Origin of the sequence: Haloarcula laminariae, from assembly GCF_025457605.1 — an archaeon.
Classification (GTDB): Archaea; Halobacteriota; Halobacteria; order Halobacteriales; family Haloarculaceae; genus Haloarcula; species Haloarcula laminariae.
Genome location: NZ_JAMZFY010000001.1, coordinates 1,784,178 through 1,807,797 on the forward strand (window position 1 = coordinate 1,784,178; position 23,620 = coordinate 1,807,797).

The window sequence follows — 23,620 nt, forward strand, 5'->3', positions numbered from 1 at the left end:
GGATAGGAGCGAATTACTACGGGTCGGTCCGGACAAATCGACGTTAGGGCGCTCATCGAAATCGGACAGGAGACGGTGTAATATAAGTGTGTCCCGACCTCACCCCTTCTCAATGAGTGCTGCCAGTGGCATTACGATGGCGTCGATGTCGACCTACGCCATCCTGGGCTGTGGGAGCGTGGGACACGCTGTGGCGGAGGAACTCGTAGACGAGGGGAAGGACGTGCTTATTCTGGACGCCGACGAGGGGCGCGTCGAGGCGCTCCGTGACCAGGACCTCAACGCCCAGCACGGCGACATCTCCGACGAACACGTGGCAGAGACGGTCGGGGACCGGGACGTCATTCTCATCATGTCCTCGGACGTGACCGCAAACGCGGAGGCGGTGCGTAATATCCGTGCGGCCGACGGCGAGCAGTTCATCGTCGCCCGTGCGGACGACCCCGTCTCGGCCGACGAACTGACCGAACTGGGCGCCGACGTCGTCATCAACCCCTCGGCGGTCATCGCTGACTCGGCGCTGCGAGCCCTGGAGACCGGCGAACTGGAGTACAAGGCCTCCCAGCTCGGCGACGTCATCGACGCCACCGAGGAGCGGATGGCGATTCTCGTCCACCGCTCGCCGGACCCGGACTCCATCGCCTCGGCGGCCGCCCTGCGGGCCATCGCGGAGAGCCGGGACGTCGAGGCCGACATCGTCTACGAGGGCGAAATCGGCCACCAGGAGAACCGGGCGTTCGTGAACCTGCTCGGCATCGAACTGACCTCCCGCGAGGAGGTCGACCTGGACGAGTTCGACACGTTCGCGCTGGTCGACGTGGCGAAAGGCGGCGAGCTGAGCGTCGACGACATCGACATCATCATCGACCACTACGAGCACGACGAGGAGTACGACGCCGCCTTCTCGGATATCCGACCGAACGTCTCGGCCACCTCGACCATCCTCACGAAGTACATCCAGGAGCTGGACCTCACGCTCGACCAGACGGTCGCCACGGCGCTGCTGTACGGGATTCGGGCCGAGACGCTGGACTTCAAACGAGACACGACCCCGGCGGACCTGACCGCCGCCGCCTACCTCTATCCCTTCGCCGACCACGACACCCTGGAACAGGTCGAGTCGCCGTCGATGAGCCCGGAGACGCTGGACGTCCTCGCCGAGGCCATCCGGAACCGCGAGGTCCAGGGGAGCCACCTCGTCTCGAACGCGGGGTTCATCCGCGACCGTGACGCCCTGTCGCAAGCGGCCCAGCACCTCCTCAATTTGGAGGGCATCACCACGACTGCGGTGTTCGCCATCGCCGACGATACCATCTATCTGGCCGCCCGGTCGAAGGACATCCGGATGAACATCGGCAAGGTGCTCGCGGACGCCTTCGGCGAGATGGGCGAGACCGCGGGCCACTCGACGGACGCGAGCGTCGAGATTCCGCTGGGCATCTTCACCGGGCTCGACACCTCCGACGACAACCGCGACACGCTGCTAGAGCTGACCGAGGAAGCCGTGAAAGGAAAACTGTTCGAGGCGATGGGCGTCGACAGCGGCGAAGGGTCGAACGGGAACTAGGCCGGGACCTCTTCTTCGTCGGTCTCCTCGTCGGCCTGGTGGAGCCGTTCCACGATTTCGTTGACGATGACCACGTCGCCGACGGCCTGTACCCACCGATACGGGATGATGGCCCCGCGAGCGCTCCCCGTCTCGGCGTCGAACAGTTCGGTGTTCAGCTGGTGAAGCGCCAGCCCGGTGACCGTCTGTCGGTCCAGGTCGAGCCGGATATCTTCGACTTCGCCGACGAAGACCCCGTTTTTCGAATAGACTTCCCGACCCACCAGCGTCGTAATCTCCTGAGGAATCTTCTCAGTTTCCATACCGCTCCAGAGTACCGGGCGGGTATTAAATGTTCATTGCGCGTCAGACGGACGTCTTCGGTCGTGACCTTGAGTATCCGGGAGCCGGGGGTTTTTCACTGCGCCGCCCAATAGCCGGCCGATGCCAGAGGTCAGCGTCGCCGTCGATATCCCGGCCGCTCCCGAGACCGTCTGGGCGGTGTTGACCGACACCGAGGCGTACCCGCAGTGGAACACGCTGCTGTCGGTCAGTGGCAAGTACGCGGTCGGCGAAACCGTCACCGCTCGGCTCTCGATTCCGGGGCTTCCGACCGTCCCCATCTCGCCGGAAATCGTCGCCGTCGAGCCCGGCCGGGTGCTGCGCTGGCGCTCGCGGTTGTTCGGAATCGAGGCCGAGCACGCGTTCCTGCTCGAACCGCTCGAAGACGGGCAAACGCGGTTCGTCCAGCGTGAACAGTTCAGCGGGGCGATGGCCGGGCCGGTCGTCAGCCGGTTCGAGCGGCGAATCCGCCGCGGGTTCGAGCAGATGAACGTGGGCCTGCGCCGCCGGGCCGTCGCGCTCCGTGACGGGGAACTGCGGTAGGGAGGTATCGCCTCCGGGCGGAGAAAGGCTCAGCGCCGGTCGAGCTCGGTGTCGAAGCGAGGCCGGAGCCGGTCGTAGGTGTCAGCGTCGACGGAGGACCGCTCCAACGCGTAGATGCCGGTGATGTCGTGGTCCCCCGCCAGCCCCGTCAGGTGGTCCAGAAAGCGGATGACCCGCTTGTCGGTGGCGTACATGAGGAAGACGTTGAGGTTCTCCATCAGGAGATACCCGCTCCCGAGGGATTCGAAGGCCCGCGAGAGGCGCATGCTCAGCCCGGTCAGGTCGTCCGGCACCAGGGGGTCACAGGTCCACATCGGCCCGTCGTAGGCCGTCTCGGCCCCCGAGATAGGAATCTGGGCGGCGGCGCCCAGTTCGACGCCCGCGCTCTCCAGCCGGTCGGCGACGGCCGTCGGCGGCTCCGAGGAGACGACGACAAGATTGCGGGTGGCGCCGTCCGGAAGGAAGCCAAACGGTGACGCCATCGACGGGAGCGACAGGAGGGCCTGTTCACCTCGGGGCAGCGAGAGGGAGTTCGACGCCCCGTTGGCACTCACTGTGTGACACCTCGCTCTTCGGCCCCCTCGATACTCCCCCACATTGGTACTGCTCTCGTTCGGAATCGTCTACTGAGGCATATAAATAGCTTGTGTGAGAGCGGCGGACAGTTCGTCCCGAGCGGGTTTCGACTCTTTCATGTAGGCGGTGGTCCACCGCCAACCATGGGCTTCAGGGTGCAGCGACGACTCAGCCGGGCCGACGCCGTGACGCTGTGTAACGCGGTCGTCGGCTTTGCCGCCGGCGTGGTGGCGTTTGCCGACCTCCACCTGGCCGCGCGGCTCGTGCTGTTGTCGGTTATCATCGACGCGCTCGACGGAATCGCGGCGCGCAACGGGGAGAGTTCCGACGTCGGTCCCCTGCTCGACTCCATCACGGACGTGGTCTCGTTCGGCGTCACGCCGAGTCTGTTCGTCTACGTCGTGGTGCGGTCGAGCTACGGCGGCGTCGGCGAGTCCGCGCCCCTCGTAACCGTCGCCGTCGTCGCGGTCGCCTCGCTGTACGCCGTCTTCTCCATCATCCGGACCGCCTTCTACACCACGTACTTCGACGGGGCCGAGGAGCGGCCCGGGATGCCGAACTCGCTCGGGGCGATACTGCTGGCGACGGCCTATCTCGCCGGCGTCACCCATCCCGCCGTCATCGCGGTCGGTGCGGCCGTCCTCGCGGTCGCACAGGTCTCGCCGTTCGACTACCCCAAGCCGGGGGTCAGGACGGTGGGGCCGATGGGCGTCGTTCTCTTCGGGGCCGTCGTCGCCCCGACCGCCGTCGGTCGCGCTGCTCCGCGGCTCATGCTCGTCATCGCCCTGCTGTTTCTCGCCCTCGGGCCGCGCTACTACTGGGCGGGCGAGTAGCGCCCCATCGACCGGTCGCCGCCCGACGGCATCGTCGAACGGCCCGGCCGCTCAGATTTGCCAGTCGTATGACTTTGGACGAGGCGGGTATCTTCCATCCGCACGCGCACACGAGCCAAGCGAATAAGAGGCCGCGCGGCGTAACGGCTCGGTGTGAACCGCATTCAAGCAACTAACTCCGATTCGGCGTAGTCTGCCGGTTTTCGACGAAAGGTTTATATACTTATCGCACTTACCTATAGTTAGCATGAACACAGACCAACAGTTGTTCGACGAGATGTCCGTTCGCCGATTCGAGTACGACGACGCCGTCGTGCTCGCTGCGGACGTGGGTGTCTCCGACGACACCAGCGTGGACGTCGTCGACGACACGGTGATTCTCGTCACCGGCGACGAGCAACACGAACAACCCCTGCCGGACGACAGCGACGCACATGCGTTTATCAACAATGGGATCCTCACTATCGAACTGTCAACGGAGGAGGCACACTAGATGAAACTAACAGTCAAACCACTCAAGCAGAAAGACGCGGGACGCGGCCTCGCGGCCATCGACCGGGCCGCGATGGACGAGATGGACTTGGAGAACGGCGACTACATCGTCCTCGAGGGACAGAGCCGAGCGGTCGCGCGTGTGTGGCCGGGCTACCCCGAGGACGACAGCAAGGGCATCGTCCGCATCGACGGTCAGCTCCGCCAGGAGGCCGGCGTCGGTATCGACGACAACGTCACCGTCGAGAAGGCCGACGTCAAGCCCGCGACCAGCGTCACGGTCGCCCTGCCCCAGAACCTCCGCGTTCGGGGCAACGTCGGCCCGATGATTCGTAACAACCTCAGCGGGCAGGCCGTCACGCAGGGCCAGACCGTGCCCGTGAGCTTCGGGCTCGGCCCGCTCTCGTCGATGTCGGGCCAGAAGATTCCGCTCCGCATCGCAGAGACGGCCCCCTCCGGGACAGTCGTCATCACCGACTCGACGGAGATTCAGGTCAGCGAGAAGCCCGCCGAACAGATACGTGAGGGCGAAGGCGAGGGCGCAGCGAGCCCCGATTCGCCCGACGTGGCCTACGAGGACATCGGCGGCCTCGACGACGAGCTGGAGCAGGTCCGCGAGATGATAGAGCTGCCGATGCGCCACCCCGAGCTGTTCCAGCAGCTCGGCATCGAGCCGCCGAAAGGCGTCCTGCTCCACGGCCCGCCCGGCACCGGGAAGACCCTGATGGCGAAAGCCGTCGCCAACGAGATAGACGCGTACTTCACGACCATCTCCGGCCCGGAGATAATGTCGAAGTACTACGGCGAGAGCGAGGAGCAGCTCCGTGAGGTCTTCGAGGAGGCCGAGGAGAACTCGCCGGCCATCGTCTTCATCGACGAGATAGACTCCATCGCACCCAAGCGGGGTGAGACCCAGGGGGACGTGGAACGGCGCGTCGTCGCCCAGCTCCTCTCCCTGATGGACGGGCTCGAAGAGCGCGGCCAGGTCATCGTCATCGGCGCGACCAACCGAATCGACGCCATCGACCCCGCGCTCCGGCGCGGTGGCCGCTTCGACCGCGAGATCGAGATCGGCGTCCCGGACAAGGAGGGGCGCAAGGAGATCCTGCAGGTCCACACCCGCGGGATGCCCCTCTCCGAGAAGATCGACATCGACAGCTACGCCGAGAACACCCACGGCTTCGTCGGCGCGGACCTGGCCACGCTGACCAAGGAGAGCGCGATGAACGCGCTCCGGCGCATCCGCCCGGAGCTCGACCTCGAATCCGAGGAGATAGACGCCGAGGTCCTTGAGCGACTGGAGATCACCGACGACGACGTGAAGGACGCGATGAAGGGCATCGAGCCCTCCGCGCTCCGCGAGGTCTTCGTCGAGGTCCCGGACGTGACCTGGGACTCCGTCGGCGGACTGGAGGACACCAAGGAGCGGCTCCGCGAGACCATCCAGTGGCCCCTGGAGTACGGCTCCGTCTTCGAAGCGATGGACCTCAACGCCGCGAAGGGCGTGTTGCTGTACGGTCCGCCCGGCACGGGGAAGACCCTGCTGGCGAAGGCCGTCGCAAACGAGGCCCAGTCGAACTTCATCTCCGTGAAGGGCCCCGAGCTGCTGAACAAGTTCGTGGGAGAGTCCGAGAAGGGCGTTCGCGAAGTGTTCGCCAAGGCCCGCGAGAACGCCCCGACGGTGGTGTTCTTCGACGAGATCGACTCCATCGCCGGCGAACGCGGCGGCGGACAGACCGACTCCGGCGTCGGCGAACGGGTCGTCTCACAGCTGCTGACCGAACTCGACGGCATCGAGGAGATGGAGGACGTGGTCGTCGTCGCGACGACGAACCGACCCGACCTCATCGACAGCGCACTGCTGCGCCCGGGCCGACTGGACCGTCACGTCCACGTCCCGGTGCCCGACGAGGAGGCCCGACGGGCCATCTTCGTGGTCCACACCCGCGACAAACCGCTGGCCGACGGCATCGACCTCGACAGCCTGGCCCGCCGGACCGACGGCTACGTCGGCGCCGACATCGAGGCCGTCTGCCGCGAGGCGTCGATGGCCGCGACCCGGGAGTTCATCAACAGCGTGGACCCCGAGGACATCGGCGACTCGGTCTCCAACGTCCGCGTGACGATGGACCACTTCGAGCACGCGCTCACGGAAGTCGGCCCCAGCGTCACCGAGGAGACCCGCGAGCAGTACGACGAGATAGAACAGCGGTTCGACACGGCCGAGCCCGACCTCGAAGAGGACAAGGTCAGCCGGACGTTCCAGTAGGACCGCTCGGGCGCTCTCGCGGCGCTTCGCTGCGCTGTGGGCGCTTCCGGCGATAATAATCCCACTGGAACGGCCGATTTGCCGCACCGCTTCTCTCAATCGTGACATTCACTCGACCACTTATTTAACGTCAGCGTCCGCACACTACGGTAATGTCCGGGTGGCTGGACTCCGCTGGCGGTCACGCCGAGGAGGGAGAGGGCCACGAACACCGGAGCCGCTGGCCCCTCATCGCGGCCGTCGGCGCCGGGCTGCTGTATCTCGGCGCCGGCTTCTTCTTCGTCGGGCTCGACCTCGTCCCGGTTGTCATCCCCGCGGGGCTCGCCGTCGTCGGCGCCCTGGGACTGCTCGTCGGCCTGTTCGGCTGGGCCTACGAGGCGTTCGTCGGACCGGCCGCCGGCCACGGCGGCCACGCGGACCGCTACAGGACGACGATGATACTCTTTCTGGCCTCGGACGTGTCCACGTTCTCGGCGGGCTTTATCTACTACGCGTTCGTCCGGGCCGGAGCCTGGGAGACGAGCCACGAACTCCTGACCCCGCTCGTCTTCGTCAACACCGCCCTGCTGGTCGCCAGCAGTTTCACCATCCACTACGGCCACCACGCGCTCGAAGCGGGCGACCGCAGGAAGTTCCTGGGCCTGCTAGGGGCGACGCTGGCGCTGGGGGTCGTCTTCCTCGTCGGGCAGGGCTACGAGTACTACGAACTGCTCGTCGTCGAGGGGTTCTCGCTGACCAGCGGCGTCCTCGGGAGCGCGTTCTACGGGCTCACCGGACTCCACGGGCTCCACGTCGCGCTGGGCGTCGTACTCATCGCCATCGCCTTCGGCCGGTCGCTCCGGGGCGAGTACGGCCCGGGCCACGACACCGCCATCAGAACGACCTCGCTGTACTGGCACTTCGTCGACGCGGTGTGGCTCTTCCTCGTCCTCGCCCTCTACGTCGGCGCGTCGGTGTAGACGCGCTCGACAGAGCCCACGGCGAGACGCGTCCGCCCAGTCACGTCACGTTCGCCCCGTCCTCCAGTTCGACGAGCTTCCGGTAGATCGGCGGGCTGAGAACGCCGACGACGCCGAAGATGATGGCGAACACGCCCAGCGGGAACTGGAGTTCGGGCGCGACGAAGCAGGGGTTCTCCGCGACCACGGTGACGTAGTGGCGTTCCCCGTCCTTGCGGACGATAACGCCGTCCCGGAAGGTGTCTCCGTTCGGGAACTCACCGGAGACGCGGGCTTCCCCGCGGGGGGACGCCAGCGCTTCGTCGAACGCCGCCTGTTCGGCCGTCGAGAGGTCGCCGTACTGTATTCGCGGCAAGTTCGGCGCCGGTCCGTCGAACCGCTGGGCGGTCTCCTCGGGGCTTTCGACCGCTATCGTGGGCTGGTCACAGGTGGTGATGTCCTCCTGGATGATGGCGTAACCGCCCGGGACCGCGCCGCCGATACCGACGGCGATGAGCAGGACGCCGACGAACGGGGCGACGTAGGTAAAGAGGACGGACTCGTCGCTCATCTCAGGCCCCCACGTCGGTCCGACGGGACCGGAGGAACTGGAAGGTCACTGCCAGGCCGAGCCCGTACGCCCAGTGGGCGACGAAGACGAAGGCCAGGTACCCCAGGAAGGCCAGTCCCTCCTGGTCGGTGTAGAACGCGACGGAGAACCCTGTCGCGACCAGCGTCGCGAACACCAACCCCGTCTCGAACATCCGCCGGCCGGGCAGGAACTCCTGGAACGAGAGAAAGAGGAGCGGCCAGACGACGGTGCCGGCGACGAGGAAGAGCACTGCACCGATGAGCTGGCTCGTCCCCAGCCCCACCAGCTCCGATATCTCGGCGAAGGAGGCGGGGTCGAGCACGCCGATGACGATGGCGGTACCGATGCCGCCGGTCATCAGGAACGTGCCGGTAAACCCGGCCACGGCCGCCATCGAGGCGTTCCGGTAGACGTTCTGGGCGACGGTACCGACCCCGCCGAGCAGCCCCATCGGCTGCAGCTCGGGCGCGTACGACCGCCGGGTAGTCTCCGGCTGGGCCGGTTCCATGTCGTACTTCTCGACCATCCGCGCCTCGAACCACTGCCACTCCCGAGTGAACTGGTTCGTCGCCTTCAGGTTCCACGGGTCGGTCGTCCGGACCACCTCGCCGCGCCAGTACGACACCAGCATGTTGTAGAGCCACATCACGGCCGAGAGGCCGACGACGTAGCCTCCGACGGTGGCTATCTGCTGGGCGAGCTGGTACTCCGGCGGGTAGATGGCCTGGCGTCGGGGCAGTCCCAGGCCGCCGATGACCAGCAAAACCATGAACGTGACGAACGCGCCGACGATGAGCAGTCCGGACTGGAACTTCGCCAGCCGCCTGTCGTACCACCGGCCCGTGAGGATGGGGTACCAGTAGTACGACGAGGCTATCATCAGCATCGGGATGATGCCGACGACGATGAGGTGGAAGTGGCCCACGACGTAGTAGGTCCCGTGATAGAGGATGTCGACGGGGATGACCGCGAGGAAGACGCCGGTGACGCCGCCGATGATGAACGTCCCGATGCCACCGGCACAGAGGATAAACGGCGCCGAGAGCCTGATATTCCCGTCCCACATCGTGGTCAGCCAGTTGAACACCTTGATGGCGCTCGGGACGGCGATAGCGATGGAGATGGCCATGAACGAGGCCTTGAGTCGCGGGTCGACGCTCGTGGTGAACATGTGGTGGGCCCAGACGCCGAATGACATCACGGCCAGCCCCAGCGTCGAGTAGACGATGAACTGGTAGCCAAACAGTTTGCGGCCGACGAACTTCGGGAGGATGAGGCTCATCAGCCCCGTCGCCGGCAGGAAGAGGATGTAGACCTCCGGGTGGCCCCAGAACCAGAACAGGTGCTGCCAGAGAATCGGTCCGCCGCCTTCGGTCGTGAAGAAGGTGGTCCCGAGATTCCGGTCCAGCAGGAGCATCACCAGGGCGCTCCCCAGCAGCGGGAACGCGAACAGCGCGATGGAACTCGTCACCAGCATGTTCCAGGAGAAGATGTCGAGGTTGCTCCAGTTCACGTCGTCAGCGCGCTCGTAGACGACCGTCGCGATGAAGTTGATGGCGCCGACCGTTGTCGCGATACCGCTCAGGTGCAGCCCGAGCAACAGGAGGTCTATCTGCGGATTGGGTTGGACGACGGAGAGGGGCGCGTACAGCGTCCAGCCGACGCTGACCTCCCGGAGGGACAGGAAAAACGCAATCCGCTCCGCCGGGAGGAAGACGCTGAGAACCTGCCCGCCTATCTGGACGAGGAGGCCAAAGCGGGCCATCAACAGCGCGGGCGGGAGCAGCCAGAAGCCGATGGCGTTGACGCGGGGAAACGCCATGTCGTCGGCCCCGATGAGCAGCGGGAGGAAGTAGTTCCCGATGCCGAAGAAGACGGGCAGGACGAAGAAGATGAGCATCGTCAGCCCGTGGGTGGTGAAGAGTGCGTTGTACGTCTCCGGCGTCCAGATGTCGGCGGGCGGCGTCAACAGCTCGGTGCGGAGCATCATCGCGTCCGTCCCGCCCCAGAGGGCGGCGACCGTCCCGAAAGCGATGTAGAGGAGGCCGATCTCCCGGTGGTTCGTCGTCGTCAGCCAGCGCAACGCCTCGTCCTGGAGGCGGCCGAGTTCGAACCGCACCCCCTCGCGCGAGAGGTAGCCGCCGTCACTGGCGGGCCGGGCCTCGTGGCGGGCCCGGAGCCAGATAGCGACGATGCTCAGGGCGAGCAACGCGAGCGCGCCCCCTTCGATTACGGCGCGGTTCAGCATCGACGCGGGGTCGCGAGCGCCGCGGTAGTCACTGGCCCGGTCGCCGAAAGCATTACTCGATTCTCATAGTTCCACCGACATAAAACTACGCGGGGGTGGGACGAGACCGCCAAAACTGGTTGGCCAAACTATATTATACTTCCACCGGTAGCTGTTTCCAATGCGCCTCAGTCGCGCACTGTCCTGGCTTTGTGTCCTCGCTCTCGGCGCAGTAGCGCTCAGTACGCCGGCAGCGGCCCAGTCGGTCAACAGGGCCACTATCGACGAGCTGAACGAACAGCTGCTGTACGTCGCCCTGCCCCTGACGCTGTTCGTGGAGCTGATGCTCGTCTACGCCATCTACCGGTTCCACAACAACGACACCCCCCGACCCACCGTCGACGACCCGGCGCTTGAGGTCACCTGGACCGCGGCGACCGGTGCCATCCTCGTGTTCGTCGGCGTCTCCGGCTTCTTCGTGCTGGCGAACCCCTATATCTCGCCTGTCGCGGCCGATGCGACCGGCGAGGGCGTCGCCGACGAGGCCGAGATAGACGTCCTCACCTACCAGTGGGGGTACGAGTTCGGCTACCCCGACTCGAACGTGACGACGAGCGAAACGCTCTACCTGCCGAACAACACCGACGTTCGGTTCACGATGACATCGAGCGACGTCATCCACTCGTTTTTCATACCGGAGCTGGGGGTCAAACAGGACATCTTCCCGAACCAGGAGACGATTGCCATGACCCGCCCGACCGAGACAGGCACGTATAAGCTCTACTGCGCGGAGCTGTGTGGGTCGGGCCACGCGCGGATGCAGGCCGACGTCGTCGTCCTGAGCCAGTCCGATTACGACGCCTGGCTCGACGAGCAACGCGGGAGCGGAAACTCCACGGCCGCGCCCGACGGGGTGAACGCGACCGACGGCGGAAATACCACCGCGTCCGCCACACAGACGGCCTGAAGCCGGCCGGTCACCGCCACGTCGGCTCCGCCGTGGCTCGCCGTGAGACAGTTGAAAGAGCCAGTTCACAACCCACTTCATCCGGCGCCGCTAACCGCCACCCATGTTGGACGTACGCGAGCGGGTCCCCGCACTCACTGCAGCGTTGACGGTCGTATCACTGGCGCTCGTCTTCGGCGCGGTCGGCGGTGCGATTCCGACCGCGCTGCTTCCCCGCGCTCCCGACGCTGTCCTCGAAGCCATCCCGACGGTCAACGCGTTCGTCAGCATCGCCGCTATCGTGACAATCCTCACCGGCCTCCGGGCGGTCCGACGGGGGGACATCGAACGGCATCGACAGCTGATGGTCGCCACCTTCGGCCTGTTCGTCGCCTTTCTCGTGCTCTACCTCTATCGCGTCTCGCTCGTGGGCCCGACCGAGTTCGCGGGCCCGGCCGCCGTCGAGACGTACGTCTACTTCCCGCTGCTCGCCGTCCACATCCTGCTCGCCATCGCCGCCATCCCCGCGGTCTACTACACGCTCCTGCTGGCGGTGAGCTATCCGGTCTCGGAGCTGCGCCGGACGAACCACCCACGCGCCGGGAAGGTAGCCGCGACGCTGTGGCTGATATCGTTCTCGCTGGGCGTCGTCGTCTACGCGATGCTGTATCTGCTGTGGTGAGCGCCCGAGAGCGGTACGGAGACCGCCCGCTTCACCGCTTCCACTCGCCCGACGCTTCGCCGTGGAACTCGCCGCGTGCCTCCCGCTCCAGTGGCCAGAACGTGACAGCCGTGGCCACGACGAAAAAGACCGTGACAGCGGCGACGACGAGTTCGCCGGCGAGGCCCGGAATCGAGGCCGTCTCGACCCACGACTGTTCGGGCGTATAGAGACTGATTCGGAACCCCCAGGCGACGCCGAGGAGGACGTACAGCGGGTAGTACACCTTCCGGAGCCGGCGGGACAGCGCCTCCCGGTAGCTCACCTTGAACGTGGGCCTGCGGAGGTCGTCGGCGAGTTCGCTACGCCACTCGGCGAAGGGAGCCGCCTCGGGGTCCAGCGAGTTCGCGAAGAGGTTCTCCTCCAGTACGCGGATACGCGCCCGACACGCGTCGAAGGTCCGGTAGCGTCGCACGTCGAAGAAGAGGAACAGCGACACGCCCAGTATCCCGATGAGCAGGAGATACGCGGCCACGTCGCCGCCACGGAACGCGAGAGCGAGGACGGCCGTCACGAGGACGATGGCCCAGTCGATGGTCAGGTCGAGCCGCGTGAGGAGGCTCCCGCTCTGTGAGACTTCGCCCCGGTAGTAGTGTGGCATCAACGCGAGAAACTCCTCGGAGTCGGTCGCCGCGGTCTGGCCCACCTCGCGGGCCTCCGGGTCGGTCGCGTCGAAGTCACTCGGGTCGTCGTCGGTCATAGCCGGGCAACCTCCGCCCTACGTGACAGTCGTAACACCATAGATAATTGATATGTGTCGTGACACATGCCGGTTTCGGAGTCCGCACAGCTGGCCCCACTCCGGTCGAAACCTCGAATACCGTCTCACTCCGTGCAAAACCGCCAACTCACGGGTCACTCCGCTCCCCGTTCGTGAGTTCGGAGACGTCTCACTCCGTTCGACGTCTCCTAGTCGTCTGCCGGCGTCGGTTGCCCGTCTATCTCCGGCCGAACGACATCGCGGTCGGTCTCCTCGCCCTCTATGTCGTAGGGGTACTCGCCGGTGACACAGCCCAGACAGAGGTCGGCCCGGCTGGTCTCCAGCGTCTCCGCGATGGCGTCGATGGAGAGGTAGGAGAGCGAATCGGCGCCTATCTCCTCGCGAATCTCCTCAACGGACTGGTCGCCCGCGATGAGTTCGTCGCGGGAGGCCATGTCGATGCCCATGTAACAGGGGGCGATAATCGGCGGGGCGCCGATGCGGACGTTGACCTCCTCCGCGCCGGCGTCTTTCAGCAGCTGCACGAGCTGGTTCGAGGTGGTCCCACGGACGATGGAGTCGTCGATGATGGTGACCTTCTTGCCCTCGATGGTCGACTTGATGGGATTGAGCTTCAGGCGGACGGCGCGTTCGCGCTCGTCCTGGGTCGGCATGATGAACGTCCGGCCGACATAGCGGTTTTTCATCAGCCCCTCCGCGAACTCGATGTCCGACCCGTCGTCCTGTGCGGCCTCGGCGTAGCCCGAGGCGAAGGCGCGTCCGGAGTCGGGCACCGGTAACACCACGTCGGAGTCGACCCCCGACTCGTCCCAGAGTTTGCGGCCCAGTTCGCGCCGGACCTCGTAGACGAGGTTCTCGTCGATAGTCGAGTCGGGCCGGGCGAAGTAGACGTGTTCGAAGAAGCAGTGGGCCGTGTTCTCCTGCTCGATGAGCTGATAGGTGTCGTAGCCGGTGCCGTCGTCGTGGAGGACGACGAGTTCGCCGGGGCGGACGTCCCGAATCAGTTCCCCGTCGAGCGTGTCGATGGCCGCCGACTCGGAGGTGAGCACGTAGCCGTCATCCAGTTCGCCGATGACCAGCGGGCGGTTGCCCTGCGGGTCCCGCACGCCGAGGACGGTCTCGTCGTGCATGATGGTAAGCGAGTACGAGCCGTGGATGCGCTCCATGGTCCGCTTGACCGCGCGGACGAGGTCCTCCTCAAGCAGGTTCCGGGCGAGGTCGTGAGCGATGACCTCGGTGTCGCCGTCGGAGGTGAAAGCGTGCCCCAGGTCCGCTATCTCGTCGCGAATCTCGTCCGCGTTGACGAGGTTTCCGTTGTGAGACAGCCCCAGCGACCCGGACTTGAACGACACCGAGAACGGCTGGGCACAGCAGGAGTTGACGCTGCCTGCGGTGGGGTAGCGGACGTGGCCGATGCCGTTCGACCCCGTCAGCGATTCGAGGTCGCCGGGGCCGAAGGCGTCGCCGACCAGCCCCATCTCGACGTGGCTGTGCTGCTGGAAGCCGTCATGGGTGACGATGCCCGCGGACTCCTGTCCGCGATGCTGGAGGGCGTACAGAGAGTAGTAGAGCGGGCGGGCGGCGTCTCGGTCTTCGAGAGCGATACCAACAACGCCGCACTTCTCGTGCATGATGGTAAGTTACTCGCCGGCTTTCGACTGCCACTCGTAGTCACGTCGTTTCGCCGATTTGCCGAAGCCGCACGACGAGCAGACCTTCTTTTTCGTATGATACGATTTGTTCCCACACCGTCGACATTTCGTGTGTGTCGTGGTGTTCTTCTTGCCCTGGCTCGGGGTTCCTGCACCAGTCATGGGTTGATAGATACGACGTTATCGCCGCGTATAATCGTTGTGTCTTCGTCCTCAATTACCAGGTTCATATGCTGGTCGTAGCCGGTCAGCTCGCCCTCGAATATTTCGCCGCCTTTCAACTGTACGGTGACGGCCTCGCCGAGCGACGCTTCGAGCACGTCCAGCGGTCGTCCACTCATGTAGGGTTCCCATCGTGACGGGCGCTTAAACGTACCGCTTGGCGGTCGGTATTGGTCACTCGCCGAACAGCACCCGGTCACGCCGACCCGCTGCCGACGCCGTCGTCCGAATCGTCCTCGCCGGAGTCTGCGCGCTTCTCCAGGTCGCGCTCGGTCCCCGCCGGTATCGCCTCGACGCCGTCGCCGTCGATGAGCACCGGGAGGACCAGCCGCGCAAAGTGATAGACGACGACGAGCAAGAGCGGCCCCAGGAAGAGGCCGTACCACCCGAACAACAGGGGACCGATGACGTAGGCGATCATCACGAGGCCGACGTGGAGGTTCCGCCCGGAGACGTACGGCCGGAGGACGAGGTCGGGGATGAAGTCCACGAAGACGACCGTCGCGACGACGAAGGCGGCGGGGAACCACAGCGGGTCCCCGCCCAGAATCGCTCGCGCGAACAGCCCGATGGACAGCGGGACGTAGACGAGCTTCATCCCGACGACGGGGATGAGGCTCGCGGCGCCGGCCAGGACGGCCATCAGCGCGGGGTAGGGGATGCCGTCGGCCGGCGCGAAGGCGTTCAGGGCGATGTAGACGAACGCGGCGACGATGACGATGGCGAACGCGTTCAGGATGTTGCCGAAGTAGACGCTCCCGAGGTCCTCGTCGACCTCCGTCAGATAGACGCTCAGGAACTCCTCCTGGTCGCTGAACGTCTCCCGGACCCAGCGCCCCAGCCTCGGCCCGTCGCGGAGCAGGTAGAACGCCACGGCGAGGGCCAGGAAGACGTTGATGAGCGCGGTGCCGACGATGGGGACGTACCCCAGCGCGCCCTCCGCGACGAGTTGGCCCGCGTTGACGATGTCGGGGTTCTGGAGCAGCATCTGCGGGTCCTGAACGATGTCGGAGACGTCCAGATAGGGCTCCAACTGGTCGGTCAGCGGGCCGAGGTCGACAGACTGCTGGAGGCGCGCGAGCTCCTGGGCCGCGATGGCGAGGGTGTACCCCACGAGCAGCACCACCGGGACGGCGAGCGCCAGCAGGGCCGTCGCGGCCGCGATGCTCGGCCGGAGCTTCGCTCTGAACCGTCGGTAGGCCGGCCGAGCCACGTAGTAGAGGAACAGCCCCAGCACGAACGTCCCGACGTACGTGAACAGAATCCAGGCGGTGATGGCGCCGAGTACGGCGGCCACGACCCACCAGGCGACGCGGCTTCTGGACTCGGGCCACTCCATGCTGTCAGCGATACCCCCGTTGGGACGGGTCCCCACCCACAATCGACGGACCGTGCGGGGCCATACGCTACCTATCGGCCCCGACCGGTTGGTTAGGCGGGGGCTATCGGCGGCCGGCCGCAGTAAGGTCGTGCTATACGTCCACGGCGAACGGGGCGTACTCGTCGGCCCGCACCGCAAAGCCCGCGAGCAGGTCGGCCATGGCGTCGAGGTCGCTCTGGTCGATGACCTCGACCGGTGTGTGCATGTACCGGTTCGGGAGCCCCACGTTGACCGACGGGATGCCGCCGGCCGAGGTGTAGAACGCGTCGGCGTCGGTGCCGGTCCGGATGCCGGTCGCCTGCAGCTGCACGTCGATGTCCTCGTCCTCGCCGGTCGCCCGCAGCGCGTCGACGACGACCGGGTGGTTGGTGCTGCCCCGGGCGACGACTGGGCCACCGCCGAGTTCGACGCCGGTCGAGCGTTTGCCCGGGGAGTCAGGCGCGTCCGTCGCGTGAGTCACGTCCGCGGCGATGGCCACGTCCGGGTCGAGGTCGAACCCAACCATCTTCGCCCCCTGGAGCCCGACCTCCTCCTGGACGGTAGAGACGGCGTGAACCGTAGCTTCGACGTCGTTTTCGGCCGCTCGGCGCAGCCCCTCCGCCGCCGCCCAGACGCCGATGCGGTTGTCCATCCCCCGGGCCGAGAGCCGCCCGTTCGCCAGTTCGGTGACGGTCTGCTGGAAGGTGATGGGGTCGCCGCGGTCGACCAGCTCGCCGAGTTCGTCGCCGTCGGTCGCGCCCACGTCGACGTGCTGTTCGGCCACGTCGGGGACGCTGTTGTCGTCGCCCTCGCGCAGGTGAATCGCGGTCTGGCCCACCACCCCGTCGACCGGGCCGTCCGCGGTGTGAATCGTGACGTGCTGGCCCCGCGAGACGGTCTTGTCCGAGCCGCCGATGCGGCCCATCCGGACGTGCCCGTCGTCTGTCAGCTCCCGGACAATGAACCCTATCTCGTCGCCGTGGCCGGCCAGTGCGACCTCGGTGTCGCCCCCGGAAAGCGTCGCAACGGCGTTGCCGTAGTCGTCGGTGCGGACCTCGTCGGCGAACTCACTCACGTAGTCGACCCACACGCGCTGGCTGTCGGCTTCGAAGCCCGACGGCCCGGGCGTCGAGAGCAGTTCCTCGAGCAGCTGTCGTCGTCGCTCGTCCATACCCGGCCTTTGCCGTCGTCGGTCATGAATAGCCGGGGTAGCACAACCACTAAAAGTCAAGAGCGTGATGTATTACTATGGTCGACATCACGCTTTTCGAACTGCATCTCGACGGCTCGGAGTTCACCGCCAACGCGCCCGGGGTCGGCGGGAACGACGACGAAGCGGCGGACGAAAGCGACTCGGGCGGGGCCCCGCTGGGGCTTGTCGCCGTCCTGGCGCTGGTCGCTCTCGTGGTCGTGACGGTCGCCGCCAAGAAGCTAACCGGGGGCGACGAGGAACCCCCGCTCGGCGAGATGGAGTAACCGCCGGGAGAAGGCCTATGGCGCCCCGAACCGTTGCTGGGGTATGGGAATATATCACAGCGTCCGCGCCGTCGCCGGCGCGACCGGTGACGGGCCGATAGACTGGACGGCGGTCGCCGAGGCCGCCAAGGAGTCGACGGACCCCGGCGACCTCGCGCTCTCCGCGGCGGAGACGGAGGGGTACACCACGGACGTCCGCGACGCCCGGGACCGGGTACGGGCGGTCTCCGGGCTCGACTTCGACCTCCCGGAGACCGTCGAGATTCAGAACCGCCACCACTGGATCGACGCCAACGTCGCGACCTTCGAACGGGTGATGGCGCCCATCGAACAGCAGGCCGAGTACATCCCGGGCGTCGCCCGCGCCGTCAACACCGGCTCGATGGCCTTCGCGCTCTCATTCCTGGGGAACAACGTTCTCGGGCAGTACGACCCCCTTCTGCTCGCCGACAACGACGACCACGCGCTGTACTTCGTCCGGCCGAACATCCAGCGCGTCGCCGGCCAGCTCGGCGTCGACGGCGACCGCTTCCGCCGCTGGATAGCGTTCCACGAGGTGACCCATGCCGCCGAATTCGGGGCCGCGCCGTGGCTCTCCGACCACATGGAGGAGACGATGGAGGAGACCATCGAGAAGCTCTCCAGCGGCGAACTCGACCGGTCCTCGCTGGGCGAACTGGACACGACAATGACCGCCGTGGAGGGGTACGCCGAACTGCTGATGGACCGCGCCTTCGACGACGAGTACGACGACCTCCGCCGGAAGGTCGACGAGCGCCGACAGGGTCGGGGCCCCGTCGCCACGCTGGTCCGGCGGTTCCTCGGCCTCGGGATGAAACGCCAGCAGTACGAGCGCGGCAAGGCCTTCTTCGAGACGGTGGCCGACGCCCGCGGCGTCGCCGCGGCGGGCCGGGTCTGGGAGTCGCCGGAGACGCTGCCGACGGACGAGGAGATAGAGACGCCGCGGCTGTGGGTCGAGCGCGTGCTGGACTGACAGCGGCGCGAGATGCGCTGTCGGCGCTCAGCTGGCGGTACAGATGCAATCAGGCGGTTTCGCTTGCGTACTTCTCGTCGTATGCGTCCACGAGGCTCAGCACGGTCTCGGTGCTCTCGCCGCGGACGATATAGACCTCTTCAGTCGCGTCGCCGCTATCGGTCCCGGTGTGTGAGCCCGCACCTATCACATATGCGTCGCCAGCGTACACATCGAACGTGACCGCGTTGTCGCCCACCTCGGTCTGGGACTGCCGGGTCGGCTCCTCGACATCGACGAAGAACTCTACCATGGAATCTATCAGCGACTCCCCGAATCCGTCCTCGACGACGAACAGTAGCTGGTCCCCGTCCTCCGTATCCGTCGGCCAACCGATAATCTCCGTCGTCGGCTGGTCGCCGCTGTCCGACGTGACGCTCGTCTGTGAGGACAGGAACGTCGGCGTCACCGAAATCGATTCGGACTGATAGCTTTGTCTGACCTCCCGTTCGTACTGGAACGGTGACTCGGAGGTGTTCTGCGTCGTCCCCTGTTGGTTCTGGCCGGTTTGCTCCGGAGTCTCGACCGCCCCGTCATCGATGAGAGAGTAGCCGACCCCGGCGACTGCACCTACCGCGGCCAAACTGCTGAGGAGGGTGCGCCGGGAGACCGTCGCGCCACCGGCGTCGGCGCCAGATTGGTCCGCGGTGCCGGTACGGTCCCCGGCAGCGTCACGCTGTGACTGGTCGGCAGGCTCGTCTCGGCTCTCGTCGGCTGTATTGGGTCGGTCTGTCATTAGTAGTCGAACGTTGATTGTGGCCCGTACTCCTCGTAGTTCAGCGAGTCCTGGTAGTTGTCCAGTCCGCGACCAAAGCTTGCGCCGACGGCCGCCGCGGTGTACTGGCTCAGATTGAGCCACGTGCTCCCGTTGTCTTCCCACTCCTGGGCGTTCGTCTCCGCCCCGAGCGCCGCATCGTAGCCGTCACCCAGCGCTCCGGAAGAGAGGTCCTCGTACGTCTTGCTGATTCCGTAGCTGGCACTGGCCTCGATCTGGTAGTCGACCTGCCTGAGCGCCAGCATTCTGAGGATTCCCGACGGACCGATACTGTAGTTGTTCACGAGCGTTTCCAGCCCGATCAGCTTGTTGAGCAGCGGTTGTTGGGCGCCTGCCGCGGCTTTCCCAATAGCTGCGATCTCGGATTGTGCTTCCGCCGCGTTACTGACCCCTTCGACCGCGATAGAGATAGCCGCGGTCGCAAGGACGGTGAAGCCGGTGCTTTTGAGGTCGGTCGAACTGCTGATAGAATTCATACCGACGCTCGTGTGGATACTGTCCGCCTGCCGGAACACCTCCACAACCGTCGCTGCGCTCTCGGCGATTGTTTTCACATCATCGACACGCTCGTACGCCTGCAAAGTCGATTGGGCGATATCAACCGCCGGGCTACTGATGTTTTCGAGCGATTCGGTGGCCTCCGGGACCTGATTCTCCGCCCATTCGAGTGAGGCACTCGCGCCGCCGATGTTAGCGAACACTTCGTGGTACGGTCGGTTGAAGTCTTGTTGGCCCCAATCAAACGTGGTAACCGCGAGGTCGAGGACCTGTACCGCCGAGGCCTTCGTATCGACAGCGCCCAACGCCAGGACGCCGCTTAGCTTCGTAAAGAGGTTCGCGGTCCGCGCCAACTGCTCCGCGTCCTCCCACTTCTCGTACTCTTTTCTCACGGATTCGAGACGCGCCTGCGAGTCGTAGGGGTATTCTTCGCAGTACCGATAGCTGATTGCAACGCTGGCAGCCCGCTCGGGTTCCAATAGCTCGTACGACGTCGTGGTAAAGGCGTATCGGTCGTCCGGCTCCTCGGGTATCTGGTCGAGGACGTAATGGTCCTCGCCCTCCAGAGTGACTGTGGCGAGGCGGTTCGCGTCCCGGAGCCGGTCGCTACTGTCGGTGGCTGTCGCCGGCGTACTGGTGGGCGTCTCGCTGGACTGGAGCGTGATAGACCGCGTCGCGACGTGGTCATCGGTGACGACACTGATAGTCCGGTCGCCCGTCTCCGAGCTTTCGAGGTTCCATGTCAGGGTAACTGTGTCTGTCGCGCCTGCCCCGAGGGTGACCTCCGTCTCGTCCAGTTCGGTACCGGACGAGCGCTCCAAGGTGACCAGCTGCGTTCCGTCGGCGTCACCCGTATTCTCCACCTCGGCCGTGACGCTGACTTCGGTTCCCGCCGTAACCGGCGCGTTGGTGGAGACGATATCCACGGCGAAGGTCGCACTCGCCTGGGCACTGTTCGTGTATATCTCTCTCACCTCGTCGCCCGACAGCTGGCCGTCGTAGATGCGGAGGTCCGAAAGCTTGCCGACCAGCAGATCGTACCAGTCGGGACTGCTTGTTCCGTACCAGCTTCCTATCGTCTGGTGAGACCAGTAGTTCGTGTTCCGGGGGCTGTACCCGGAGAGGTCGTCGTCGTGAAACGCCTCCGCGCCGTCGATATAACAGGTCAGATAGTCGGCCGCGTTGACGACGAGCGCGAGGTGGTGCCACTCTCCCGTCGTGACGTGTAGCTCCGCGTCAGTGGCATCGTCCGTGGTGTAGGACTCGCCCTCCCCCAGGGAACTAATACCGAACCGTATCTCGACTGACCCGCTGGTGTCAGCCGCCGGGAGGGCCTCGAGGACGTACTCCGCGTCGTTTCGCAAGATGTGATGGTCCGCCGGTGAGTTGTTCGGGCTCCCCCCTTCCGTGCTATCGAAATACAGCCAGCCGGTGACGGTGACAGGTCCGTGCTCCCGTTCTACGATGCTGAGTTCGGGGTTGTCGCTTCCGGAGCCGACGAGAAGCCCGTCGTCCCCGTCCATCGCGACCCCGGCCCGGCCGTGATATCTCCCGACCGTGGGGTCGCCCTGGCCGATGGACGCATCGGCGTCGCCGACTGTATCGTCGAACCCGTTCGCAAACGGCCAGCGGGCGACGAGGTCGTCGGCTCTGACGATACCGCTATCGGCCTTCGGAGCGGTCTCCCGGTAGACCTGCTGAATCTGTGGCTCGTCTATGCCCGGTTGGTACACCCGCAGGTCGGCGAGTTTGCCCCGCATCAGATGGCCCCACTCCTCGGGATTGCCGCCGTACCAACTGCCAATCGTCACGTCGGTCCAGAAGTCGGAACTGGACTCGTTGTACCCGTCCATCTGGTCGTCGGTGAACGCCACCTCCCCGTCGACGTATATCTCCAGGCGTTCGCCCGGCGTGACCAGAAACGCGAGGTGATGCCACTCGTCTACCGGGACGGTGACTTCGTCTTCGTCGGCCATGCTATAGCCGTTGGCGTCTCCATCGCTGTAGGGGCTGATGCTGAGCCGAACGCCGACGCCGGAGCCGGATTCCGCTTCGCGCCCGACGATGCGGACTCCGGTGTCGTTCCGGTAGAGACTGTGGCTCGCCGCCGACTCCCCGGACGGGTCGTTCCCGGTTTCGGAGTCGAAATACGCCCACATGGTGATACAGAACCGGGGTTGGTCCGCGCCACAGAGGTCCAGCTCCCCATGGCCGCCCCTGCTCGCCCGGAGCGCGTCAGTCCCATCGAAGGCCACGCAGTCGCGACCGCTGTGGCGTTCTATCGACGGTGAGTCTCTGGCTGCTGTCGCGTCGTTACCTCCGGCGACATCGGCGAAACCGTCGCTGAAAGGCCATCTGCTCACCAGGTTCTCTTCCCCGACCACCGCTGTCTGCGTCGATGCCGTATCCATGAGCACGTTGTGAAGTCGTAGTCGGATTCAGCGGCCCCGTCCATATCAGGGTACAAATTAGCGATTTGAAAAACGTGTTGGTTGAAACAACATACTCCACACGTGTCAGTGGCCGTGAGTTGGGGAGCCACTGGCTATGAAACAGCCAGGCCGGCGACGGACCCGACGAACGATTGGCGGTCTCAGTTCGGTCGGTACAGAGAGCTCAAATGTCGCTTTAGAAGATTGGATCTATAACGCCTGTTTGAATTCCACGAGTGCAAACACAACGGCAATAGCTCCGAATGCTACACCAATCGCACCTAAAAGCTGATTTCGCGGAACAACAGTCGTCTGTGAGACGGTCAGCAGTGCCAGCAATATAACGTGGAGGGCAAGCAATCGATCTGTCCGGTCAGACATATGACGAATCCATGGCGATTCAGTAAAGAAATATTCGATTACTACGTACTCAAACCACCCAAGCAAGTCAATCGTACCTCGGGGAACGGAGCGATGCCGGACGCCGCTCGACACGGTTCTCGTTTCCGCCGTCTACTTTCGACGGTCTCGATTCGTGGCCCGCTCCTCGGGCTCTTCGGACTCCTCACGGCGCTCCCGAAGCCGCTCCCCGGGTTTCGGTCCGCGGTCCAGGTCGTCCTCGTAGGGCGTCTCGGCGATGCTGTCGGGGAAGGTGAACTGCGCGAGGAGCCCGCCGACGAGTGCCGCGGCGACGCCGACGGCCAGCGCGGCGACCAGCCCGCCAGACCCCCACAGCGTCACCAGCGACATCGAGAGACCGACGAGCAGCGCGAAACCGACCTTCAGCCGGACCAGGAACTTCTCGCGGTCTTCCTTGGTCACCGAGGGGCCGACCATCACCGGGCACCCATCAGTAGAACCCCCGCTCGACGTCCTCGTCGATGACGTCCTCGAACTCCGCCTCAAGCAGCTGTTCGGCCTCCTCGAAGGTCTCGGTCAGGTCGTCCATCCGGTCGGGGCGGTCGTACTGGTCGTACTCCATCGGGCCGTAGGCCGGCGAGTCCATCGCGTCGAGCATGTCCTCGACGAGCGCCCGCGGCGTCGTCGGCGCGTCGGCGTGAGTCTCCAGGACGGTCTCTAAGTTCTGTGCCTTCTCCTTGGCGTCGTCCTCGTCCTCGGGCCCCTGCTGGACGCCGAAGACGCCGGTCCCCTGCTCGGGAAAGAGCGGGTCGATGTCGTCGTCTATCTTCCGGGCGACCTGCGAGCCGACGCCCTGGACGGCCATCGGGTTCTTCGCGTAGGTCTTCAGCTGGTACACCCCCGCGGAGGGGTGGCCGATGTACATGTCCTCGCCGATACCGCCCGCGCGGTCGCCCCCGACGGCGCGCCACCCGCCGGGGTCGGCGTTGCTGTCCATCACGTCCTCGATGATGTCCTGCCAGTCGCGAACGCGCATACACCGGCGTTGGGTCCGGGTCAGAATGAA

General features: G+C 65.5%; 24 protein-coding genes. 10 read left to right on the forward strand and 14 right to left on the reverse strand.

Annotated elements, in window-relative coordinates; translation table 11 throughout:
* Positions 1-112: 112 nt before the first annotated feature.
* Positions 113-1,567, forward strand: a complete 1,455-nt coding sequence (locus NJQ98_RS09185) for a DHH family phosphoesterase (protein ID WP_262177974.1) — start codon at positions 113-115, stop codon at positions 1,565-1,567.
* On the opposite strand, the gene NJQ98_RS09190 is transcribed toward NJQ98_RS09185, so the two are convergent.
* Positions 1,564-1,869, reverse strand: coding sequence for a PRC-barrel domain-containing protein (locus NJQ98_RS09190; protein ID WP_262177975.1), 306 nt, complete (start codon positions 1,867-1,869; stop codon positions 1,564-1,566). The two genes, NJQ98_RS09185 and NJQ98_RS09190, sit on opposite strands and share 4 nt — an antisense overlap.
* Before the next feature lie 121 nt (positions 1,870-1,990).
* On the opposite strand from NJQ98_RS09190, the gene NJQ98_RS09195 reads away from it, so the two are divergent.
* Positions 1,991-2,431 (forward strand): SRPBCC domain-containing protein, encoded by a 441-nt coding sequence (locus NJQ98_RS09195; RefSeq protein WP_262177976.1) that lies wholly within the window; start codon positions 1,991-1,993, stop codon positions 2,429-2,431.
* Between the two features lie 29 nt (positions 2,432-2,460).
* Here the strand turns inward: NJQ98_RS09195 and NJQ98_RS09200 are convergent, their stop codons facing one another.
* The gene (locus tag NJQ98_RS09200; RefSeq protein ID WP_262177977.1) at positions 2,461-2,985 is read right to left on the reverse strand and encodes a DUF7504 family protein; all 525 of its coding nucleotides are present in this window, start codon (positions 2,983-2,985) and stop codon (positions 2,461-2,463) included.
* A 165-nt stretch (positions 2,986-3,150) separates the two neighbouring features.
* Here NJQ98_RS09200 and NJQ98_RS09205 point away from each other — a divergent pair, with 165 nt between their 5' ends.
* The 4 genes from NJQ98_RS09205 to NJQ98_RS09220 all read left to right on the forward strand — a co-directional run bounded on the left by NJQ98_RS09205 (position 3,151) and on the right by NJQ98_RS09220 (position 7,560).
* On the forward strand, positions 3,151-3,840 hold the full coding sequence (locus NJQ98_RS09205; protein WP_262177978.1) for a protein sorting system archaetidylserine synthase: 690 nt from the start codon (positions 3,151-3,153) through the stop codon (positions 3,838-3,840).
* Between the two features lie 247 nt (positions 3,841-4,087).
* Positions 4,088-4,333: a DUF7127 family protein gene (locus NJQ98_RS09210; RefSeq protein ID WP_262177979.1), complete on the forward strand. Its 246-nt coding sequence runs from the start codon at positions 4,088-4,090 to the stop codon at positions 4,331-4,333.
* Entirely contained in the window at positions 4,334-6,601 is a 2,268-nt protein-coding gene (locus NJQ98_RS09215; protein ID WP_262177980.1) for a CDC48 family AAA ATPase, read from the forward strand.
* Positions 6,602-6,753: 152 nt separating this feature from the next.
* Complete coding sequence (locus NJQ98_RS09220) at positions 6,754-7,560, forward strand: cytochrome c oxidase subunit 3 (protein WP_262177981.1); 807 nt, start codon at positions 6,754-6,756, stop codon at positions 7,558-7,560.
* A 40-nt stretch (positions 7,561-7,600) separates the two neighbouring features.
* On the opposite strand, the gene NJQ98_RS09225 is transcribed toward NJQ98_RS09220, so the two are convergent.
* Both NJQ98_RS09225 and NJQ98_RS09230 read right to left on the reverse strand, forming a co-directional pair.
* Positions 7,601-8,110 (reverse strand): DUF7979 domain-containing protein, encoded by a 510-nt coding sequence (locus tag NJQ98_RS09225; RefSeq protein ID WP_262177982.1) that lies wholly within the window; start codon positions 8,108-8,110, stop codon positions 7,601-7,603.
* A gap of 1 nt (position 8,111) precedes the next feature.
* Positions 8,112-10,379: a DUF6789 family protein gene (locus tag NJQ98_RS09230; RefSeq protein WP_262177983.1), complete on the reverse strand. Its 2,268-nt coding sequence runs from the start codon at positions 10,377-10,379 to the stop codon at positions 8,112-8,114.
* Between the two features lie 160 nt (positions 10,380-10,539).
* Between NJQ98_RS09230 and coxB the strand changes: the two genes are divergently transcribed.
* Both coxB and NJQ98_RS09240 read left to right on the forward strand, forming a co-directional pair.
* Positions 10,540-11,325, forward strand: coding sequence for a cytochrome c oxidase subunit II (gene coxB, locus NJQ98_RS09235; RefSeq protein ID WP_262177984.1), 786 nt, complete (start codon positions 10,540-10,542; stop codon positions 11,323-11,325).
* Positions 11,326-11,428: 103 nt separating this feature from the next.
* Complete coding sequence (locus NJQ98_RS09240; protein WP_262177985.1) at positions 11,429-11,986, forward strand: DUF420 domain-containing protein; 558 nt, start codon at positions 11,429-11,431, stop codon at positions 11,984-11,986.
* 31 nt (positions 11,987-12,017) lie between these two features.
* Here NJQ98_RS09240 and NJQ98_RS09245 read toward each other — a convergent pair whose 3' ends face one another.
* The 6 genes from NJQ98_RS09245 to NJQ98_RS09270 all read right to left on the reverse strand — a co-directional run bounded on the left by NJQ98_RS09245 (position 12,018) and on the right by NJQ98_RS09270 (position 17,151).
* Positions 12,018-12,725 (reverse strand): DUF2270 domain-containing protein, encoded by a 708-nt coding sequence (locus tag NJQ98_RS09245; RefSeq protein ID WP_262177986.1) that lies wholly within the window; start codon positions 12,723-12,725, stop codon positions 12,018-12,020.
* 209 nt (positions 12,726-12,934) lie between these two features.
* On the reverse strand, positions 12,935-14,377 hold the full coding sequence (purF, locus tag NJQ98_RS09250; protein ID WP_262177987.1) for an amidophosphoribosyltransferase: 1,443 nt from the start codon (positions 14,375-14,377) through the stop codon (positions 12,935-12,937).
* A 9-nt stretch (positions 14,378-14,386) separates the two neighbouring features.
* Positions 14,387-14,560 carry a 50S ribosomal protein L37e gene (locus tag NJQ98_RS09255; protein ID WP_220587618.1) on the reverse strand — a complete coding sequence of 58 codons (174 nt, stop codon included), beginning with the start codon at positions 14,558-14,560 and terminating at the stop codon, positions 14,387-14,389.
* A complete protein-coding gene (locus NJQ98_RS09260) occupies positions 14,557-14,739 on the reverse strand; it encodes an LSM domain-containing protein (protein WP_262177988.1) in 183 nt (60 codons plus the stop codon). Before NJQ98_RS09260 ends, NJQ98_RS09255 begins: the two co-directional genes overlap by 4 nt.
* A gap of 77 nt (positions 14,740-14,816) precedes the next feature.
* Positions 14,817-15,959: an AI-2E family transporter gene (locus tag NJQ98_RS09265; protein ID WP_262177989.1), complete on the reverse strand. Its 1,143-nt coding sequence runs from the start codon at positions 15,957-15,959 to the stop codon at positions 14,817-14,819.
* A 133-nt stretch (positions 15,960-16,092) separates the two neighbouring features.
* On the reverse strand, positions 16,093-17,151 hold the full coding sequence (locus tag NJQ98_RS09270) for a zinc-binding metallopeptidase family protein (protein ID WP_262177990.1): 1,059 nt from the start codon (positions 17,149-17,151) through the stop codon (positions 16,093-16,095).
* 77 nt (positions 17,152-17,228) lie between these two features.
* Here NJQ98_RS09270 and NJQ98_RS09275 point away from each other — a divergent pair, with 77 nt between their 5' ends.
* Entirely contained in the window at positions 17,229-17,456 is a 228-nt protein-coding gene (locus NJQ98_RS09275) for a hypothetical protein (protein ID WP_262177991.1), read from the forward strand.
* A gap of 43 nt (positions 17,457-17,499) precedes the next feature.
* Positions 17,500-18,450, forward strand: coding sequence for a zinc-dependent metalloprotease (locus NJQ98_RS09280; protein WP_262177992.1), 951 nt, complete (start codon positions 17,500-17,502; stop codon positions 18,448-18,450).
* A 49-nt stretch (positions 18,451-18,499) separates the two neighbouring features.
* Here the strand turns inward: NJQ98_RS09280 and NJQ98_RS09285 are convergent, their stop codons facing one another.
* The 4 genes from NJQ98_RS09285 to NJQ98_RS09300 form a co-directional block, all read right to left on the reverse strand.
* Positions 18,500-19,225, reverse strand: a complete 726-nt coding sequence (locus NJQ98_RS09285) for a hypothetical protein (protein ID WP_262177993.1) — start codon at positions 19,223-19,225, stop codon at positions 18,500-18,502.
* The gene (locus NJQ98_RS09290; protein ID WP_262177994.1) at positions 19,225-22,173 is read right to left on the reverse strand and encodes a LamG-like jellyroll fold domain-containing protein; all 2,949 of its coding nucleotides are present in this window, start codon (positions 22,171-22,173) and stop codon (positions 19,225-19,227) included. Before NJQ98_RS09290 ends, NJQ98_RS09285 begins: the two co-directional genes overlap by 1 nt.
* A gap of 534 nt (positions 22,174-22,707) precedes the next feature.
* Entirely contained in the window at positions 22,708-23,031 is a 324-nt protein-coding gene (locus tag NJQ98_RS09295) for a DUF8527 family protein (protein WP_262177995.1), read from the reverse strand.
* A gap of 13 nt (positions 23,032-23,044) precedes the next feature.
* On the reverse strand, positions 23,045-23,590 hold the full coding sequence (locus NJQ98_RS09300) for a hypothetical protein (protein WP_262177996.1): 546 nt from the start codon (positions 23,588-23,590) through the stop codon (positions 23,045-23,047).
* Between the last annotated feature and the right edge of the window lie 30 nt (positions 23,591-23,620).

What these genes read in the sequence shown, in the direction of transcription:
- NJQ98_RS09245 (WP_262177986.1), bottom strand. Translation starts at nt 12,725, where the DNA reads ATGACCGACGACGACCCGAGTGACTTCGACGCGACCGACCCGGAGGCC.
- NJQ98_RS09255 (WP_220587618.1), bottom strand. Translation starts at nt 14,560, where the DNA reads ATGACTGGTGCAGGAACCCCGAGCCAGGGCAAGAAGAACACCACGACA.
- NJQ98_RS09300 (WP_262177996.1), bottom strand. Translation starts at nt 23,590, where the DNA reads ATGCGCGTTCGCGACTGGCAGGACATCATCGAGGACGTGATGGACAGC.
- NJQ98_RS09275 (WP_262177991.1), top strand. Translation starts at nt 17,229, where the DNA reads ATGGTCGACATCACGCTTTTCGAACTGCATCTCGACGGCTCGGAGTTC.
- NJQ98_RS09260 (WP_262177988.1), bottom strand. Translation starts at nt 14,739, where the DNA reads ATGAGTGGACGACCGCTGGACGTGCTCGAAGCGTCGCTCGGCGAGGCC.
- NJQ98_RS09280 (WP_262177992.1), top strand. Translation starts at nt 17,500, where the DNA reads ATGGGAATATATCACAGCGTCCGCGCCGTCGCCGGCGCGACCGGTGAC.
- NJQ98_RS09240 (WP_262177985.1), top strand. Translation starts at nt 11,429, where the DNA reads ATGTTGGACGTACGCGAGCGGGTCCCCGCACTCACTGCAGCGTTGACG.
- NJQ98_RS09225 (WP_262177982.1), bottom strand. Translation starts at nt 8,110, where the DNA reads ATGAGCGACGAGTCCGTCCTCTTTACCTACGTCGCCCCGTTCGTCGGC.
- NJQ98_RS09295 (WP_262177995.1), bottom strand. Translation starts at nt 23,031, where the DNA reads ATGGTCGGCCCCTCGGTGACCAAGGAAGACCGCGAGAAGTTCCTGGTC.
- NJQ98_RS09265 (WP_262177989.1), bottom strand. Translation starts at nt 15,959, where the DNA reads ATGGAGTGGCCCGAGTCCAGAAGCCGCGTCGCCTGGTGGGTCGTGGCC.
- NJQ98_RS09210 (WP_262177979.1), top strand. Translation starts at nt 4,088, where the DNA reads ATGAACACAGACCAACAGTTGTTCGACGAGATGTCCGTTCGCCGATTC.
- NJQ98_RS09230 (WP_262177983.1), bottom strand. Translation starts at nt 10,379, where the DNA reads ATGCTGAACCGCGCCGTAATCGAAGGGGGCGCGCTCGCGTTGCTCGCC.
- NJQ98_RS09195 (WP_262177976.1), top strand. Translation starts at nt 1,991, where the DNA reads ATGCCAGAGGTCAGCGTCGCCGTCGATATCCCGGCCGCTCCCGAGACC.
- coxB (WP_262177984.1), top strand. Translation starts at nt 10,540, where the DNA reads ATGCGCCTCAGTCGCGCACTGTCCTGGCTTTGTGTCCTCGCTCTCGGC.
- NJQ98_RS09205 (WP_262177978.1), top strand. Translation starts at nt 3,151, where the DNA reads ATGGGCTTCAGGGTGCAGCGACGACTCAGCCGGGCCGACGCCGTGACG.
- NJQ98_RS09270 (WP_262177990.1), bottom strand. Translation starts at nt 17,151, where the DNA reads ATGGACGAGCGACGACGACAGCTGCTCGAGGAACTGCTCTCGACGCCC.
- NJQ98_RS09220 (WP_262177981.1), top strand. Translation starts at nt 6,754, where the DNA reads ATGTCCGGGTGGCTGGACTCCGCTGGCGGTCACGCCGAGGAGGGAGAG.
- NJQ98_RS09290 (WP_262177994.1), bottom strand. Translation starts at nt 22,173, where the DNA reads ATGGATACGGCATCGACGCAGACAGCGGTGGTCGGGGAAGAGAACCTG.
- NJQ98_RS09190 (WP_262177975.1), bottom strand. Translation starts at nt 1,869, where the DNA reads ATGGAAACTGAGAAGATTCCTCAGGAGATTACGACGCTGGTGGGTCGG.
- NJQ98_RS09215 (WP_262177980.1), top strand. Translation starts at nt 4,334, where the DNA reads ATGAAACTAACAGTCAAACCACTCAAGCAGAAAGACGCGGGACGCGGC.
- purF (WP_262177987.1), bottom strand. Translation starts at nt 14,377, where the DNA reads ATGCACGAGAAGTGCGGCGTTGTTGGTATCGCTCTCGAAGACCGAGAC.
- NJQ98_RS09285 (WP_262177993.1), bottom strand. Translation starts at nt 19,225, where the DNA reads ATGACAGACCGACCCAATACAGCCGACGAGAGCCGAGACGAGCCTGCC.
- NJQ98_RS09185 (WP_262177974.1), top strand. Translation starts at nt 113, where the DNA reads ATGAGTGCTGCCAGTGGCATTACGATGGCGTCGATGTCGACCTACGCC.